We start from the raw sequence: 15,701 nt of genomic DNA on the forward strand, positions 1-15,701 counted from the left end.
AATACAAAATAAACTGCATGAAAAATATAATAGCTTTATCTCCCATCTACACGGAAGACAGTAACAATCTTAAAAAAGCATCGATCAATTCGCCTTACGAACTGAACCGTTTTAATGCAAAATGGAGCGTTCCTGAAGAGTTTCGTTCAGGTGTGATTGCAGTGTATGGAGAAGATATTTATGCGGAAATTGTTGCTGAACAATGTAATTTGACGTTGACAAAACCAGAAGACAATTGGTTAGCTGGAATTTCAGAAGAATTTACGAAACGTAAAATTTCTTATGGACGATTAAAAGAATTCGTTGATGAAGAAAATATATTCATTAAATGTTCTGATTTTAAAAGTTTTAAAGCCGGAGTTTTTGATAAAGTTACCAATATCAAAGGTTTTGACACATTGGATTTGGAAAGCACTGTTTTCACTTCGGAAGTTGTGGAATGGGAGCTCGAAATAAGATGTTTTGTATTAAATAATGAAATAAAAACTTATTCTTCTTATTGGCGAAATGATACTTTCGATACTGATCTGCTTTCTGAAACAGAGGAAAAAGATATGCTTAAGTTTTTCAATAATTTCATCCAGTACTATTCTGAAACATTACCAAAAGCGATTGTCCTTGATTTTGGAATTATCAAGGGAAAAGGCTGGGCTTTGATTGAAGCAAATCCGGCTTGGTGTTCGGGGCTGTATGCTTGTGATGCGGAGAAGGCTTTGGAGGTGATTGTCGAGAGTTGTGTGAAAAACTAACCCTTTACAAATGTTCGTTTTTTATCAAAATCCCAATAAATAGAAAAGAAAAATATAAACTAAAACACGGAAAATTTATTCAAATAGTACATTCAAAATTTTAGTATGATTATTTTTTTAAATAATAAAGGAATAAACAGCATATTATTCAAATATTTAGAAAAAAAAGGAATGAATAAAAATGTTTAATTTTAAGAAAATACAAATGAAAAAAGAATATGAAAATCTTAAAAGAAAGCGTGAAATCAAAACCCTTACTGATTATTTTTTTTACAATTATTACCATTATTTTAGGGTATCTTTTATACAAAAAAGTATTTAGTAAAAATTATCCTAAGCTAGACACAACTGATCAAAAAATGTTTGATGAATTGACCTTACAATACAAAACTTTTAATCAATCAGCAAATAAACTTTGGACAGCGTCATATCAATATAATAAAGAACCATTAATTTTAATTAGGTCTGACAAAAATAAATCAAGTTGCAAGTATATATATTTAATTAATGCCAGTAAATGGATTGATACCAAAAAATATAAGAAGATCAATTTTCCGGACAATCCATATTTGGATGATGTATATCGGGCAACTTCTTTAGGCAAAATATCAAAAGAATATTCATTTCCTGCAGCATTTTTTTATTCAACATTAGAAAATAAAGAAATGCTGGCTTTTAAGTATTATCCTGAATTATTTAATAAGGAATATATTTTCCCCAATTTCAGCTACTTTTCTCTTCATGAAGCCTTTCATCTTTATGTACAGAAAAATTGGATTTATGATCAAAATGCTGAAGATCATATAGATAATTATCCCTATAATAAGGAAAGTTTTGACCTTCTTAGAAAAGAATACGCATTGTTGGACGAAGGATTAAAAACTAGAAATATAGCCAAACTTGATACTATTATGAAGCAATGGGTTGAAATTCGTGATGTCCGATATAAAAAATGGCCTCAACTCATCGCCGAAAAAAACAGTGAAGCCATAGAAGGTACGGCAAGATATTTAGAATATAGATATTCTGATCTTATTAAGAAAAACCGACATTTTATTACTGATGACAAAGGTAAAATATTTACTTTTTCGCAAGGCTTAGAGCTTGTACTAAAAAATGAAGCCTACTATACTTTTCTTGAAAGGGATGCATCATATGACCGAGGAGCTGCATTGGGATATATTTTGGATAAATTAGATACTTCATGGAAGCAAAAAATAGAAGATTCTCCGAAGCATAGAGGATTAACTCAATATGAAATTTTAAAATCACGTTATTCCAAGTAATTTGAATAGCACAGTTATATCACAAATTAAAAATGACCATCCAAAAGATAAAAACCTCATTCTCCTCGAAGCTATCTCCGGAAGCCGCTCTTTCGGGCTGGCAACTGAAAACTCGGATACAGATATCCGTGGAGTATATTATTTACCGAAAGAAGATTTTTTTGGTTTAAATTATATTCCACAAATTTCCAATGAAACGAACGACATTACCTATTACGAAATCGGTAGATTTATAGAATTATTACAGAAAAACAATCCGAATATTCTGGAAGTTCTGGCAAGTCCGGAAGACTGTATTCAACATAAAAATCCGTTGATGGATTTGTTGAAACCTGAAGATTTTCTTTCTAAATTATGTAAAGATACGTTTGCGGGTTACGCTATTTCACAGATCAAAAAAGCAAAAGGTCTTAATAAAAAGATCCTCAATCCGATTGATAATGAAAGAAAATCTATTCTTGATTTCTGTTATATTTTACAGAATCAGGGTTCAATTCCGTTGAAAAAATGGCTTTCAGAAAACGGAAAAATTCAGGAACAGTGTGGATTGGTAAGCATCGATAATACCAAAGGAATGTTTGCTCTTTTCTACGATGAGTCTAAAGATTTAAACTATAAAGGAATTATTCAGCATGAAGAAGCAAATCAGGTTTCTGTATCATCTGTTCCGAAAGAGGAAAAATCTGTTGCTTATTTGTTTTGTAACCTCGATGCCTACTCCACTTATTGCAAAGATTACAGAGAATATTGGAAGTGGGTTTCCGAAAGAAATGAAGACCGGTACAATGTCAATCAAACTCACGGACAAAACTACGACAGCAAAAATATGATGCACACCATTCGTTTGCTACAGTCTTGTGAACAGATTTTCAAAACAAATTCATTAAATATTCGGGTAGAAAATCGGGATGAGTTATTAGATATAAAAGCAGGAAACTGGTCTTACGATGCCGTTATGCAGAAAGCAGAAAGTTTGATACAATCTATTGAGCATTATCATTCGATTTCCACGCTTCCTGATATACCGGATTTGGAGAAAACGACGAAAATTTTAATTGAAATCAGAGAAAATTTATATCGTTGAGATATTAATAAATTTACTATTTAATTGAGATTGCTTTACTTCGACAGGCTCAGCACAGGCTCGCTTCGCTCCTCGCAATGACGGAAAAAACCACCGAAATTACGGTGGTTTATATTATTTATTCTTCTTTAAAATATAATAGATCGAGCGATCTTTTTCGTCATTGGTTGTATATGCAAACTGAAAAGCATATCCATTGGCAGACATAAAATTAAGTGCATCCATCATAGAATTAAACTTAATATTTCTTCCTTTTTCATCTTTGATACTCGTTCCATTTTTAAAGGAGATGGATTTTGTTTCCTGTCCGAAATCAATTTCAACATTCACTTTTGTGCTTAATGAGCGACCGGTTCCGATGATTTGTACATAATCAACATCAATATCTTTAAGTGGAACATCATTTACGGTTTGAGCGAATGCAAAAGCAGAGAAACTGATAAGAGATAAGATCAATAATTTTTTCATATGTTTTTTTATTTTTAAATATAAAATAAATTCTTCAAAGATTTGACTTTAATACAATAAAAAATCCCTCAATTTGAGGGATTTAAATATATCTAAGATTTAATCTTAATCTTCAGATGAAGGATTTTGATTTTCCTTTGGAGCCTGATCAACTGGTCTTCTATCACCTTCTGGTCTGTCCTGTCTTTCTGGTCTTCTGTCACCTTGAGGTCTTCTATCACCTTGTGGTCTGTCTCCTTCTTGTCTTGGCTTAGACTCAGGTCTTTCAGGTCTTGGCAATAAAACTTTTCTTGAAAGTTTCATTTTCTTACGATCATCGTAACCCATGAACTTCACTTCAACTTCGTCACCTTCGTTGTAAGGTACTTTATCAAGACGAGCCCATTCGATTTCAGAAATGTGAAGTAATCCTTCAGTTCCTTTTGCAATTGCTACAAAAGCTCCGAAATCCATTACTTTAACCACTTTTCCTTGATACACTTCACCTACTACAGGTACAAATGTAATCTCGTTGATTCTTGCGATTGCAGCATTAATCTTCTCTCTGCTTACACCAGAAATCTCGATTCTTCCGATTTCTCCTACTTCTTCAATAGCAATAACAGTATCTGTATCTTTTTGAAGTTGCTGAATGATTTTTCCACCAGGTCCGATAACAGCACCGATGAAATCTTTAGAGATCTCAAGCATTACCATTTTCGGAGCGTGAGGTTTCACGTCTTCTCTTGGTACTGCAATTGTTTCAGTGATTTTGTTTAGGATGTGTAATCTTCCGTCTTTAGCCTGTAAAAGAGCTTTCTCCATGATATCCATAGATAATCCCTGGATTTTGATATCCATTTGACAAGCCGTAATACCGTCTGCAGTTCCTGTTACTTTAAAGTCCATATCTCCCAAGTGATCTTCATCTCCTAAGATATCAGAAAGTACAGTGAATTTTCCAGTTTTAACGTCTGTTACTAATCCCATTGCAATTCCGGAAACCGGTTTTGAAATCTGAATACCTGCATCCATCAATGCTAAAGTTCCTGCACAAACAGTCGCCATAGAAGATGAACCGTTTGATTCTAAAATATCAGAAACGATACGGATTGTGTAAGGGTTTTCCTCAGGAATCATGTTTGCCAAAGCTCTCTGAGCCAGGTTTCCATGTCCTACTTCTCTTCTTGAAGTTCCTCTTAAAGGTCTTGCTTCACCCGTTGAGAACGGTGGGAAGTTATAATGTAAGAAAAATCTTTCGTCATAATTTACCATTACGCTGTCTACCATGTTCGCATCTTTAACTGAACCTAAAGTTACCGCTGTTAAAGACTGAGTTTCACCTCTTGTGAAGATTGCAGAACCGTGAGCTCCCGGTAAATAATCAATTTCGCTCCAGATTGGACGAATTGTTTCAGGATCACGACCATCAAGACGGATTTTATCATTCAAAATCATCTGACGCATCGCTTCTTTCTCTACATCGTGGTAATATACTTTTACAAATGGAGTTACTCTTTCCAATTCTTCAATATTTTCAGCATATTGTGCTAAAAATTCTTCACGAACCGCTTTGAATTTTTCTCCTCTCTCATCCTTACCAGATGGAGTTTTTGCTACTTCATATACTTTATCGTATGTTTCTTTCCACACTTTTTCACGAATAGCTTCGTCGTGATTTTCGTGGCTGTATTCTCTTTTTGGGAATGATTTGCCTACTTTTTCAGCTAATCTTTCCTGAGCTTCAACTTGTTTTTTGATTTCTACGTGAGCGAACTGGATAGCTTCAAGCATTTCCTGCTCAGAGATTTCTTTCATCTCTCCTTCTACCATTACGATAGAATCTTTAGTTGCTCCCACCATGATGTCTAGGTCAGCAATTTTAAGATCTGCATAATTAGGGTTGATAGAAAGTTCACCGTTGATTCTTACAACTCTTACTTCAGACATTGGTCCGTTGAAAGGGATATCTGTAATAGCAATTGCTGCAGAAGCTGCAAGACCTGCTAAATCATCAGGAATTGACACTCCGTCATAAGAAATTAATGAAATCATTACCTGAACTTCCGCGTGGAAATCTTCAGGGAATAATGGTCTAAGAACTCTGTCTACCAAACGCATGGTCAGGATTTCCTGATCAGATGGTCTAGCTTCTCTTCTAAAAAAGTTTCCAGGAATCTTACCTCCTGCGTAGAATTTTTCTCTGTAATCTACCGTTAAGGGTAGAAAATCTACTCCATCTTTTGCTTCTTTGCTGGCTACAACAGTTGCTAAAAGCATTGTTCCGCCCATTTTTACGACTACAGAACCATCAGCCTGTTTTGCCAATTTTCCTGTTTCAATTGTAATTTCTCTGCCGTCTGCAAGAGTAATCGTTTCTGTAATTGCTTGAGGTATACTCATAAATAGTTTTGTGTTGCACTCCGTATTGAGCGCTTTAATTATTGATATTTCGTCTAAATTTTCGTTTGCAAAGATAAGGTATAATAATGAGATAATTAAATTTTCAAATGAATAAATAATGCCCCTGGTTTTGATGCTCTAACTAAACATTTAGCTTCAAATATAAAATTACTGCAAGAATTGTAATGTTTATTCATCAACCTCAAAAAACAAAAAGCAACTTAATTTGAAATTATTTTAGCTGTAAAAATCTTCCCGTCATTATATTATTGTCTCAAAATAAGAAATATTGTATTTAAAGGTAAAAAAGACCAAAAAAGTTGCCGAAAAAAAAAGTTGTTCCCCTATATTTGCCTGACTTTTAAATATGTGAAAAATTTAAAGAAATTTCTCTTTGAAACCGACTAAATGAGTTCTAAGAAAACTCTTTTGTTTAAATATGTGTGTATATGAATAATAATGAAGTAAAATCGCAAAGCAGGAATTACACTATTCCGCTTATTACCATCACTCTTTTATTTTTTATGTGGGGATTCATCACTTGTATGAATGACATTTTGATTCCTTACCTGAAACAACTCTTCAAACTGACCTTCTTCGAATCTATGTTGGTTCAGTTTTGTTTCTTTGGAGCTTATTTTATTGGCTCATTAATTTATTTCTTTATCTCTATTACAAAAGGAGATCCCATCAACAAAGTAGGCTATAAAAAAGGAATTCTTTTCGGAATTTTCCTGGCAACTTTTGGATGTATCTTATTTTATCCGGCTGCTACTTTCTCTTCTTATCCTTTATTCTTAGGAGCCTTATTTGTTCTTGGATTAGGATTTACGGTACTTCAAATTACCGCAAACGCTTACGTTTCTTTATTAGGATCAGAAGATTCTGCATCAAGCCGATTGAATATGACGCAAGCTTTCAATGCATTAGGAACTACAATAGCTCCGGTTTTGGGGGGACATTTAATATTTGAATTATTCTCTGCGGAAGACGGATCTTTCAGTGCAGTGGCAACAAGAATTCCTTATTTAATCTTTGCGGGTATTCTTTTATTGGTCGCTTTATTGATCTCAAGAGTAAAATTACCGTCATTCCAAACTAATGACAGCGAAGAAGTTGTAAAAGGTTGGGGAGCGCTGAAATTCAACCATTTAAAGTTCGGGGTTTTTGCTATGTTTTGTTATGTTGGAGGTGAAGTTGCTGTTGGAAGTTTTATCATCAGTTTCCTTGAACAGCCACAAATTATGGGCTTTGATGAAGTGATCAGTAAAAATTATCTTTCTCTGTATTGGGGAGGTGCAATGATCGGGCGTTTTCTTGGAGCGATTTCTTTAAACCAATCGATAAGTCAAGGAAAGAAGGCTATTTATATGTTGGGAGCTGCTACCTTAGTATTCTTAGTGATTTTCAGTATTGTGAATCTTTCGTTTGCGCAGATCAGCTTCTTCTTGGTATTTATTGTTCTTAATTTCATCGCATTCTTTATTGGTAAGGCTGCTCCGGCAAGAACACTTTCTATCTTTGCTGCGATTAACGTTATTCTGTTGATTTCAACGATGGTAAATCATGGTGAATTAGCAATGTACAGCGTTCTGGGAATTGGAATTTTCAATTCTATTATGTTCTCAAATATTTATACATTGGCGATTTCAGGGTTAGGAAAATATACAAGTCAGGGATCATCTTTGGTGGTAATGGCAATTCTAGGAGGTGCTATTGTTCCTATTTTCCAAGGATATTTAGCAGATCAGTTTGGAGTTCAACATTCATTTATTATTCCTGTGTTCTGTTATTTAATGATCTTAATTTTTGGAGCGTATTGTACAAAATATCTTGGACATGTAGAAACTACAGAATCCAAATCCGGACATTAATTTTAATTAAAAATATAAATCATGTGAGACACTTTTTAAGTGTCTCATTTTTTTTGTTTAAAGTATTTTAATAAAGTCTTTCGTCTAAAATAGAAATATATCTTAGCATCAAATAATTAAACTAAAATACCAATGAAAATTCAATTACAACTTGAATACGTTGCATTCTTAATCTTGGGAGTTTTTGCTTTTGCTCACACTGAATTTTCCTGGTGGTGGTTCGCAGTATTATTTTTTGCTCCCGATATTTCCATGTTAGGTTATGCTGTTAATAATAAAATAGGAGCATTTTGTTATAATCTTTTCCATCATCTTGGAATTGCCATCGCAGTATATCTTGCAGGAACATTCTTAGCCCTTCCCTATTTAAATATGATCGGTGCTATCTTATTTGCTCATTCTGCTTTTGACAGAGTGCTGGGATATGGATTGAAATATCCTGACAGTTTCCAAAATACTCATTTGGGAAAAATTGGGAAAAAGAAGGAATAATTTATTAAACCACTCCTTCAAACCAGAATTATCCCCACCAAAATTTATTCAGATAATAATATTCATTCTGATGTTCAACTACAAAACAATTATTATAAAAAGTTGTATAAGAGAAAATACGAGTGATATCATAAATGAAAAAAGAATCAATTAAAACAAAAAAAGTACCCGCAAACATTTTAGAATTTTCTTCGTTATGCTGCGTACTATGTAAATATTTTTCAATAAAACTTTTCAAAAGATCTTTATAGTCCACAACATCAAGTTCAATAAGACTTTCACCTAATTTAAGTTCAATTTCAGAAACAGCTTTTCCTTTATAAAATTCAAAGCTTTCAAAATAATTTCCACCAATAAATTTCCTTTCCATATAAGGATTTATTGCCATTAGAAAACCTTCAATAAGTGCCATTTTATGGCTTTCATTCAGTGCTGTACTCTTGTAATTATCCGGAATTTCGTAATTATATTTTTCAAAATATCTAAAAGCTTTACTTGCAGGCCAAATATGACCGATGCTTATATGGCTCCCAGGTTCCAACTGTAAAAGATTCACTAATAACTCATTAACATAAAAATTTCTTCCGTACCAAAGATCATTTCGTTGAATCATATCACTCATATCATCATCTATAATTTCGACAGCATTATCTTTCAACAACATCTCCTGAAGATTTTCATTAAAAATTAAATAGCTATACCCTCCTCCAAGATCTTCCTGTTTTGCAACAACTCTATATTCCTCTTTATACAGTTTTGCTAATATTGCCTTTTCCTTATTTTTAATGTGTATTTTCATATTTACTATTTTTAATACTACAAAATAATAAATTAAATACGCAATCTTCTTACGCAGAAATATAATATTAGAAAAATTAATTCTTAATCATTATAATAGCTCTAGCATAAAAACAAAAAAGCAACCTCTTTCGAAGTTGCTTTTTATCTGAAAATCTTTGTAGATTATTTTCTTAAACCTAGTTCAGCAATAATTGCTCTGTATCTTGCGATATCTTTATTTTTAAGGTAATCTAGTAAACTTTTTCTTTTACCTACCAATTTAACCAAAGATCTTTCCGTTGCGAAATCGTGACGGTTAGCCTTTAAGTGTTGAGATAAATGATTGATTCTGAAAGTGAAAAGAGCTACTTGTCCTTCAGCACTTCCTGTGTCTGTTGCAGATTTCCCGTGTTTAGAGAAAATTTCCTGCTTTTTTTCTGTTGTTAAGTACATTCCAATATTGTTTAATGATTATTATGTAACGGGTGCAAAAGTACGACTATTTTTTTATTGAGCAAAACATTATTGATTTCATGTATCAAATTTGATAGAAAAAAATGTTAAAAATTTCTTAAAAAAATTATGCCATACCATTAAAAGACAGTAATTTTGCAAACGAATTACAAATGAGAAAAATTTTAACTTTTAGTACGGTTTTCACTTTTTTATTGATCGGCATTGCTTCAGTAAAGGCACAAAGAAATGCTTCCGAAGATAAAATAAAAAAGGTATTATACTTCAATCCTGAGGTAGAACCCGACCTTGAGGAAATCAAAGAACCCACTAATCATGCATTTTTCAGTGCAGTTTCTGATAATTTAAGCAGATTCAAGAGAAATAAAATGCTCAGAACCGAAACTCAGGTTCCATTCGACAGTGTTGATAAGCAAACTATCGCCGATTACTGTATTAATAATGATGCTGATTTCGCCATCGTTCCCAAAGTAAGGTATTTTAAAGTTGGTCTTGGAAAATACGTTTTCTCCAACCAAGTTGTTGTAAGCATGAAGCTTTTTGATGCTGCAGGAAATTATATTACAGAATCAGATTATGATACTTATCGAAAAAACATGCGTCTTCTGGGTTCTGCAGAAAACTCCATTAAAATCGGTACAAACGGAGCAATAAAAGGTATTCTGAAAGAGTTGAGGAGATTAAAACCATCTACAGAAGCTGGTTTTTAAATTTTTTATTTCGTTTGAAATTTTATAATTAATTCGGACATTCTGTTTACGAATATTTATTTTTTTGATTCTTATAAATTAACCACAAAAGAGACAAAAGCTATTATTGAACTATTTAAAGTTTAACTATTTTGAAAACAAAAGCTTGTAAAAGAATAAAAATCAAAGATTTTTAAAAACTTATGTGCTCTTATTTCTATATCATCATAAACATAAATAATCAGTGTCATAATCTTTTGTGACTTTTGTGGTAAAATAAAAATTCCAAATCTAAAATTCAGTCTTAGCAAGAATAAAACTTTAATTAATCCTTAAATTTCCCACATCATTGGTCAGTTCTAAAAAATTGAATTATTTTTGCATATCCTAAAAATTGCACGTTTTGAATTATAATGACGAACTTATCTTTAATCCTGCCGATATTGCCGAAACTCTAAGTGAACTTCACGCTGATGAGAGGCTCTTGGCATTTTTAAAAGTTCCGAAACAATACAAAGCCGAAGTTTTTTCACACTTAGATCCTGACTTTCAGGAAGAAACGATCAGAAGTATCGGAAGTGATGACGTTTCCGAGATCTTAAACTCGATGACTCCGGATGACAGGACTGCCCTGTTTGAGGACTTTCCGGATGAACTTATTAAATATTCGATCAATCATCTTAATCCACAGGAAAGAAGAATTGCCTTAAAATTATTGGGCTATCATTCTGATTCCATTGCCCGTTTGATGACACCTTATTACATCCAGATCCGTAAGGAATGGACGGTAAAAAAATGTCTTCAACAGATCAAAAAAGTCGGAAAAAGGGTTGAAACAATGAACCATTTATACGTGGTTGACGAAAGAAATCGTTTGATCGATGACTTAGCACTAGGAAGTTTATTACTGGCTGAAGAAGATACTTTAGTTTCAGAATTAACTGATAATCATTTCGTTGCTATCACAACAATGACTTCAAAAGAAGACGCGGTAACTTATTTTGAAAAATATGACAGAACTGCGCTTCCCATTATTACAGAAGCAGGAGTTTTGGTCGGAATTGTAACCATTGATGATATTTTAGATCAAATTGAGCAACAAAATACGGAAGACATCCAAAAATTTGGAGGTCTTGAAGCCTTAGATTTGCCTTACACCCAGACTTCTCTTATCGAAATGGTAAAAAAGAGAGGAATGTGGCTTGTTATCTTATTTTTCTCTGAGATGCTGACCGCATCGGCAATGGGTTATTTCGAAGATGAGATTCAAAAAGCGGTTGTTTTAGCATTATTTGTTCCTCTAATTATTTCCAGTGGAGGAAACTCAGGTTCGCAGGCTGCAACGTTAATCATTAGAGCAATGGCGCTTCAGGAGATCGGGTTGAAAGATTGGTGGTATGTGATGAAAAAAGAGATTTTCACAGGATTATTTCTTGGTGGAATTCTTGGAATCATCGGATTTATGCGAATCATGATCTGGCATAAGATCGGCTTGTTTAATTATGGAATTCATTGGGCCTTTGTAGGTTTAAGTGTTGGCGTTTCTTTAGTATTGATCGTACTTTGGGGGACAATATCAGGTTCTATGGTTCCATTTATTCTGAAAAAATTAAAACTCGATCCTGCAACCTCTTCTGCTCCATTTGTAGCGACTTTAGTAGACGTTACCGGACTTATTATTTACTTTTCTGTGGCTGGACTTTTCTTAACGGGTAAACTTTTGTAATTTTAGGCAACCTCTAAAATATCACAATGAAAATTGTTTCTCTAGTTCCCTCAATTACTGAGGCTTTATTTGATTTGGGTCTAACTGAAAATGAAGTCATTGGAAGAACCAAATTTTGCATCCATCCCGAAGAAAAAGTAAAAAATGTAACTGTTATTGGTGGAACAAAAAATATTAGTATTGAAAAAATAAAAGCTTTACAACCCGATATAATTTTAGCTAATAAAGAAGAAAATATCAAAGAGCAGGTTGAGGCTTTGATGGATGATTTTAAAGTTGTAGTGACAAACGTTGAAACCATCGAAGACAATTATTATCTGTTAAAAAATCTGGGCTTGCTTTTTAATAAAGAAGAAAAAGCACAGCAATTTAATCTTAAAACCTACGAAGTTCTGAGCCAGGCTAAAATTGATTCTCCTATAAAAGTGGCTTACTTGATCTGGAAAAATCCTTATATGACGATCGGCTCCAATACTTTTATCCATCGTATTTTATCTGAAATTGGCTTTAAAAATATATTTGAAAATAAAACCCGCTATCCGATAATTGAAATTGAAGATCTCGCCGAAGCTGATATTATCATGCTTTCTTCCGAACCATTTCCATTTAAAGAAAAACATATTGAGGAATTAAAAGAGTTTTATCCAAATAAGAAGATTATGATTGTTGATGGAGAAGCATTTTCCTGGTATGGAACGCATATCGCGAAATGTCAGAATTATTTTAAAGAATTGATTACTGAGGTGAATTTTGTTTAAACACAAGTTACATTATTTTTTCTAACCACAAAAGAAACAAAAGGTTTTCAACACTTTAGTTATTTTAAGTTTAATTGGGTTGAAAATATTAAGTTCACATAAGCTTTTTGAAAATCGAAGATTTTCATTTATCGGTGGCTGAGGCTCTCGAAGCCATCGATATTCTAACCACCAATTATCAGCATAAAAAAACTCCGACCAAAAGATCGGAGTTTGTATTTTTTCAATTATAGAATTTTAGAAACTTCTTTACAAAGCCATTCTAATAATTCTCTGTCTTCGTCCGTAAACGGATCTATTTTGTGAGAATCAATATCAATCTGACCGATGTTTTGTCCGTCTTTGAAAATCGGAACTACAATTTCAGCTTTTGTATCAATTGAACAACTTAAATAATTATCCTGCTGATGAACATCAGGAACCACAAACGTTTCATTAGAAATAGCGACCTGACCGCAAATTCCTTTTCCGTAAGGAATAATGTCGTGGTCTGTCGGAGCTCCAACGTAAGGACCTAATTTCAACTCGTCCTTATCTCCATTTTTAAAATAGAAACCTGTCCAGTTAAAATAAGAAATTTCCTGATCCAAAAGATGGCAAACTTTCTGAAGCTTTTCTTCAGTATTATGTTTTGGACTTTCAAGTATAGAAGAAAGTCTTTTCTTTAATTCTGACATTATATTTGTTTTTAGGAGAATTGTTTTAGCGAAAGTTCTTGTTTATATCCGAACATTCCGCGCTCTTTTATCATTTCAGCAACACCTTCAGGAAGTTGATTTTCCCAACCTTTGATGTTCCCAGCAATTTTTCTTAATATTTCTCTTGAATAAATTTCCAAAAACTCAGGATTATAGTTTTTAATATCTACAATACGGTTGTTGAGTTTAAAATATTTATAAAGTTCCTTAAGGTTTTCTTCCACTTTAAGATTCTCAGAATCAAGCAATTCATGAGTCTCAGGATCTTTGTAAGGATACAGATACACTCTCATTCCGTTTCTGAAAAATTTACCGAAAGCTTCCAAAATTCCACCTGATAAATTCTTATAATATTTCTCGTCAAACACCATCAACAAGTTATTTACACCCATTGCTACCCCAATATTTCCAGTGGTGTAAGATGCAAAATAATCAATCAATCGATAATATTCCGAGAAGTTTGATATAATAACTGTGTAGCCTAATTTACCAAGAACGTCTACTCTATCAAGGAAATCTCTTTCGTCAATATCTCCGTCTGCTCTAAGGTTGGAAATGGTAATTTCAATTAAAATTTCCGTTTCTTCGTGGGTACAGACTGCGTCCTTCAAAAACATATCAATACCGTTTTGCAGCATATCAATATTTACCTTGGTTACAGGTCTAAAACTTCCTCTTATCGCAAATATATTTTTCTTGTATAAGCTATCTGCCGGAAGCATATTGCTTCCTTGAGAATTGAAGATAACAGCATCTGTCATGTTGTTTTTAACCAACTGAAGCGACATCAATCTGTTGTCAACGTAAGCGAAGGCCGGTCCACTGAAATCAATCATATCAATTTCAAGGTTATCGGTTGCAACGTCGTCAAAAAGAGATTCGATTAATCTTCTTGGGTTATCATAATATGTAAAGGCTCCGAAAATAAGATTCACCCCCAGGTTTCCAAGAGTTTCCTGCTGTAAAGTAGCATCATTCTCTTTGAATTTTACGTGAATAACGATCTCGTTATAATCTTCATTTTCCTTTACCTGAAAACGAATTCCTACCCAACCGTGACCTCTTACAGTCTTATCAAAGTTAATCGTTGTAACGGTATTGGCGTAAGAAAAAAACTTTCTGTTCGGGTTGTTATCTCTGGAAATTCTTTCTTCGATCAAGGCTACTTCATAACGAAGCATTTTACGAAGTCTGTTTTGAGTAACATACCTGTTTTTGACCTCTTTTCCGTAGATGGCATCACTAAAATCTTTGTCGTAAGCAGACATCGCCTTAGCAATTGTACCCGAAGCCCCTCCTGCTCTAAAAAAGTGTCGAACAGTCTCCTGCCCTGCTCCAATTTCTGCGAAAGTACCATAAATAGTAGGATCTAGATTAATTGTTAATGCTTTTTGTTTAGGAGTTAGTTTCTGATACATTAGGACATTAAATTTTTCGTAAATTTACCAAAATTAAACCAACCTCAAAAGAAAATGAAGTTGAAATTTTTAGGAACGGGAACTTCCCAAGGCGTACCCGTTATTGGCTGCACCTGTGAGGTGTGTACATCACAAAACCCCAAAGACAATCGTTTTCGATCTTCTGTGATGATTTCTACAGAAGAAAATAAAAAAATCCTGATCGATTGCGGTCCGGATTTCAGACAGCAAATGCTTCTAAATCATGAAAATACGATTGATATTGCTCTTATTACCCACGAACACAATGATCATGTGATCGGGCTTGACGATATGCGACCTCTTATTTTTAAAAGCGGAAAAAATATGCCGATTTATTGCTATCCAAGAGTCGGACACGAAATAAAAAATCGTTTTCCGTATGCTTTTGCGGATGAAAGATATCCCGGCGCACCCGCTTTTGATCTTCATGAAATTGAAAATGAACCCTTCACCGTTTTAGATACAGAAATCACTCCGATTGAAGTGATTCATTTTAAGATTACTGTTTTTGGATATAAGTTTAAAAATATGGCTTACATCACTGATGCCGGTTTTATTTCTGACACGGAAAAGGAAAAACTGAAGAATTTAGATGTATTAGTGTTGAACTGTATTCGGAAATTTGATCCGCATCCGGCGCATTTTATTCTTCCAGACGTTATAAAACTGTTCGAAGAGTTAAAACCTAAGAAGTTATTTTTAACTCATATCAGCCATCATTTAGGTTTACATGATGTTGAAGATAAACAACTTCCGCTCGGAATGCACCTTGCCTACGATGGTTTGGAGATAAATTTTTAAA

15 protein-coding genes are annotated in these 15,701 nt (G+C 33.5%); 9 read left to right on the top strand and 6 right to left on the bottom strand.

Features of this window, described 5'->3' with window-relative positions; translation table 11 throughout:
- Window positions 1–17: 17 nt before the first annotated feature.
- From AC1Q7L_RS10975 to AC1Q7L_RS10985, 3 genes are all read left to right on the top strand, one after another.
- Window positions 18–749, top strand: coding sequence for an ATP-grasp domain-containing protein (locus AC1Q7L_RS10975; protein WP_492306001.1), 732 nt, complete (start codon window positions 18–20; stop codon window positions 747–749).
- Window positions 750–967: 218 nt separating this feature from the next.
- Complete coding sequence (locus AC1Q7L_RS10980; RefSeq protein WP_492306002.1) at window positions 968–2,035, top strand: hypothetical protein; 1,068 nt, start codon at window positions 968–970, stop codon at window positions 2,033–2,035.
- A gap of 1 nt (window position 2,036) precedes the next feature.
- Entirely contained in the window at window positions 2,037–3,119 is a 1,083-nt protein-coding gene (locus AC1Q7L_RS10985; RefSeq protein WP_492306003.1) for a nucleotidyltransferase domain-containing protein, read from the top strand.
- Between the two features lie 114 nt (window positions 3,120–3,233).
- On the opposite strand, the gene AC1Q7L_RS10990 is transcribed toward AC1Q7L_RS10985, so the two are convergent.
- Window positions 3,234–3,587: a hypothetical protein gene (locus AC1Q7L_RS10990; RefSeq protein WP_410693858.1), complete on the bottom strand. Its 354-nt coding sequence runs from the start codon at window positions 3,585–3,587 to the stop codon at window positions 3,234–3,236.
- Window positions 3,588–3,692: 105 nt separating this feature from the next.
- Window positions 3,693–5,969: a polyribonucleotide nucleotidyltransferase gene (locus tag AC1Q7L_RS10995; RefSeq protein ID WP_492306004.1), complete on the bottom strand. Its 2,277-nt coding sequence runs from the start codon at window positions 5,967–5,969 to the stop codon at window positions 3,693–3,695.
- A gap of 449 nt (window positions 5,970–6,418) precedes the next feature.
- On the opposite strand from AC1Q7L_RS10995, the gene AC1Q7L_RS11000 reads away from it, so the two are divergent.
- Both AC1Q7L_RS11000 and AC1Q7L_RS11005 read left to right on the top strand, forming a co-directional pair.
- Window positions 6,419–7,843 carry a sugar MFS transporter gene (locus AC1Q7L_RS11000; RefSeq protein WP_492306005.1) on the top strand — a complete coding sequence of 475 codons (1,425 nt, stop codon included), beginning with the start codon at window positions 6,419–6,421 and terminating at the stop codon, window positions 7,841–7,843.
- A 132-nt stretch (window positions 7,844–7,975) separates the two neighbouring features.
- Window positions 7,976–8,335: a DUF4260 domain-containing protein gene (locus AC1Q7L_RS11005; protein WP_492306006.1), complete on the top strand. Its 360-nt coding sequence runs from the start codon at window positions 7,976–7,978 to the stop codon at window positions 8,333–8,335.
- A 28-nt stretch (window positions 8,336–8,363) separates the two neighbouring features.
- Here the strand turns inward: AC1Q7L_RS11005 and AC1Q7L_RS11010 are convergent, their stop codons facing one another.
- Both AC1Q7L_RS11010 and rpsO read right to left on the bottom strand, forming a co-directional pair.
- A complete protein-coding gene (locus AC1Q7L_RS11010) occupies window positions 8,364–9,134 on the bottom strand; it encodes a hypothetical protein (RefSeq protein ID WP_492306007.1) in 771 nt (256 codons plus the stop codon).
- Between the two features lie 164 nt (window positions 9,135–9,298).
- The gene (rpsO, locus tag AC1Q7L_RS11015) at window positions 9,299–9,568 is read right to left on the bottom strand and encodes a 30S ribosomal protein S15 (protein WP_054510192.1); all 270 of its coding nucleotides are present in this window, start codon (window positions 9,566–9,568) and stop codon (window positions 9,299–9,301) included.
- A gap of 173 nt (window positions 9,569–9,741) precedes the next feature.
- On the opposite strand from rpsO, the gene AC1Q7L_RS11020 reads away from it, so the two are divergent.
- From AC1Q7L_RS11020 to AC1Q7L_RS11030, 3 genes are all read left to right on the top strand, one after another.
- On the top strand, window positions 9,742–10,299 hold the full coding sequence (locus AC1Q7L_RS11020; RefSeq protein WP_492306008.1) for a pyruvate decarboxylase: 558 nt from the start codon (window positions 9,742–9,744) through the stop codon (window positions 10,297–10,299).
- Window positions 10,300–10,681: 382 nt separating this feature from the next.
- The gene (gene mgtE / locus AC1Q7L_RS11025) at window positions 10,682–12,004 is read left to right on the top strand and encodes a magnesium transporter (RefSeq protein WP_492306009.1); all 1,323 of its coding nucleotides are present in this window, start codon (window positions 10,682–10,684) and stop codon (window positions 12,002–12,004) included.
- Between the two features lie 26 nt (window positions 12,005–12,030).
- Complete coding sequence (locus AC1Q7L_RS11030; RefSeq protein WP_492306010.1) at window positions 12,031–12,762, top strand: ABC transporter substrate-binding protein; 732 nt, start codon at window positions 12,031–12,033, stop codon at window positions 12,760–12,762.
- A 227-nt stretch (window positions 12,763–12,989) separates the two neighbouring features.
- Here the strand turns inward: AC1Q7L_RS11030 and AC1Q7L_RS11035 are convergent, their stop codons facing one another.
- Together AC1Q7L_RS11035 and AC1Q7L_RS11040 are read right to left on the bottom strand one after the other, a co-directional pair.
- Entirely contained in the window at window positions 12,990–13,439 is a 450-nt protein-coding gene (locus AC1Q7L_RS11035; RefSeq protein WP_492306011.1) for a GAF domain-containing protein, read from the bottom strand.
- Window positions 13,440–13,450: 11 nt separating this feature from the next.
- The gene (locus AC1Q7L_RS11040; protein ID WP_066750934.1) at window positions 13,451–14,878 is read right to left on the bottom strand and encodes a nicotinate-nucleotide adenylyltransferase; all 1,428 of its coding nucleotides are present in this window, start codon (window positions 14,876–14,878) and stop codon (window positions 13,451–13,453) included.
- Window positions 14,879–14,932: 54 nt separating this feature from the next.
- Here AC1Q7L_RS11040 and AC1Q7L_RS11045 point away from each other — a divergent pair, with 54 nt between their 5' ends.
- Window positions 14,933–15,700: an MBL fold metallo-hydrolase gene (locus AC1Q7L_RS11045; protein WP_066750935.1), complete on the top strand. Its 768-nt coding sequence runs from the start codon at window positions 14,933–14,935 to the stop codon at window positions 15,698–15,700.
- The last annotated feature ends 1 nt before the right edge of the window (window position 15,701 follow it).

This window comes from Chryseobacterium sp. GW823-FHT05E08 (assembly GCF_058795655.1).

What these genes read in the sequence shown, in the direction of transcription:
- rpsO (WP_054510192.1), bottom strand. Translation starts at nt 9,568, where the DNA reads ATGTACTTAACAACAGAAAAAAAGCAGGAAATTTTCTCTAAACACGGG.
- AC1Q7L_RS11010 (WP_492306007.1), bottom strand. Translation starts at nt 9,134, where the DNA reads ATGAAAATACACATTAAAAATAAGGAAAAGGCAATATTAGCAAAACTG.
- AC1Q7L_RS10980 (WP_492306002.1), top strand. Translation starts at nt 968, where the DNA reads ATGAAAATCTTAAAAGAAAGCGTGAAATCAAAACCCTTACTGATTATT.
- AC1Q7L_RS11035 (WP_492306011.1), bottom strand. Translation starts at nt 13,439, where the DNA reads ATGTCAGAATTAAAGAAAAGACTTTCTTCTATACTTGAAAGTCCAAAA.
- AC1Q7L_RS11005 (WP_492306006.1), top strand. Translation starts at nt 7,976, where the DNA reads ATGAAAATTCAATTACAACTTGAATACGTTGCATTCTTAATCTTGGGA.
- AC1Q7L_RS11030 (WP_492306010.1), top strand. Translation starts at nt 12,031, where the DNA reads ATGAAAATTGTTTCTCTAGTTCCCTCAATTACTGAGGCTTTATTTGAT.
- AC1Q7L_RS11000 (WP_492306005.1), top strand. Translation starts at nt 6,419, where the DNA reads ATGAATAATAATGAAGTAAAATCGCAAAGCAGGAATTACACTATTCCG.
- AC1Q7L_RS11040 (WP_066750934.1), bottom strand. Translation starts at nt 14,878, where the DNA reads ATGTATCAGAAACTAACTCCTAAACAAAAAGCATTAACAATTAATCTA.
- AC1Q7L_RS10995 (WP_492306004.1), bottom strand. Translation starts at nt 5,969, where the DNA reads ATGAGTATACCTCAAGCAATTACAGAAACGATTACTCTTGCAGACGGC.
- AC1Q7L_RS10990 (WP_410693858.1), bottom strand. Translation starts at nt 3,587, where the DNA reads ATGAAAAAATTATTGATCTTATCTCTTATCAGTTTCTCTGCTTTTGCA.
- AC1Q7L_RS11045 (WP_066750935.1), top strand. Translation starts at nt 14,933, where the DNA reads ATGAAGTTGAAATTTTTAGGAACGGGAACTTCCCAAGGCGTACCCGTT.
- AC1Q7L_RS11020 (WP_492306008.1), top strand. Translation starts at nt 9,742, where the DNA reads ATGAGAAAAATTTTAACTTTTAGTACGGTTTTCACTTTTTTATTGATC.
- AC1Q7L_RS10975 (WP_492306001.1), top strand. Translation starts at nt 18, where the DNA reads ATGAAAAATATAATAGCTTTATCTCCCATCTACACGGAAGACAGTAAC.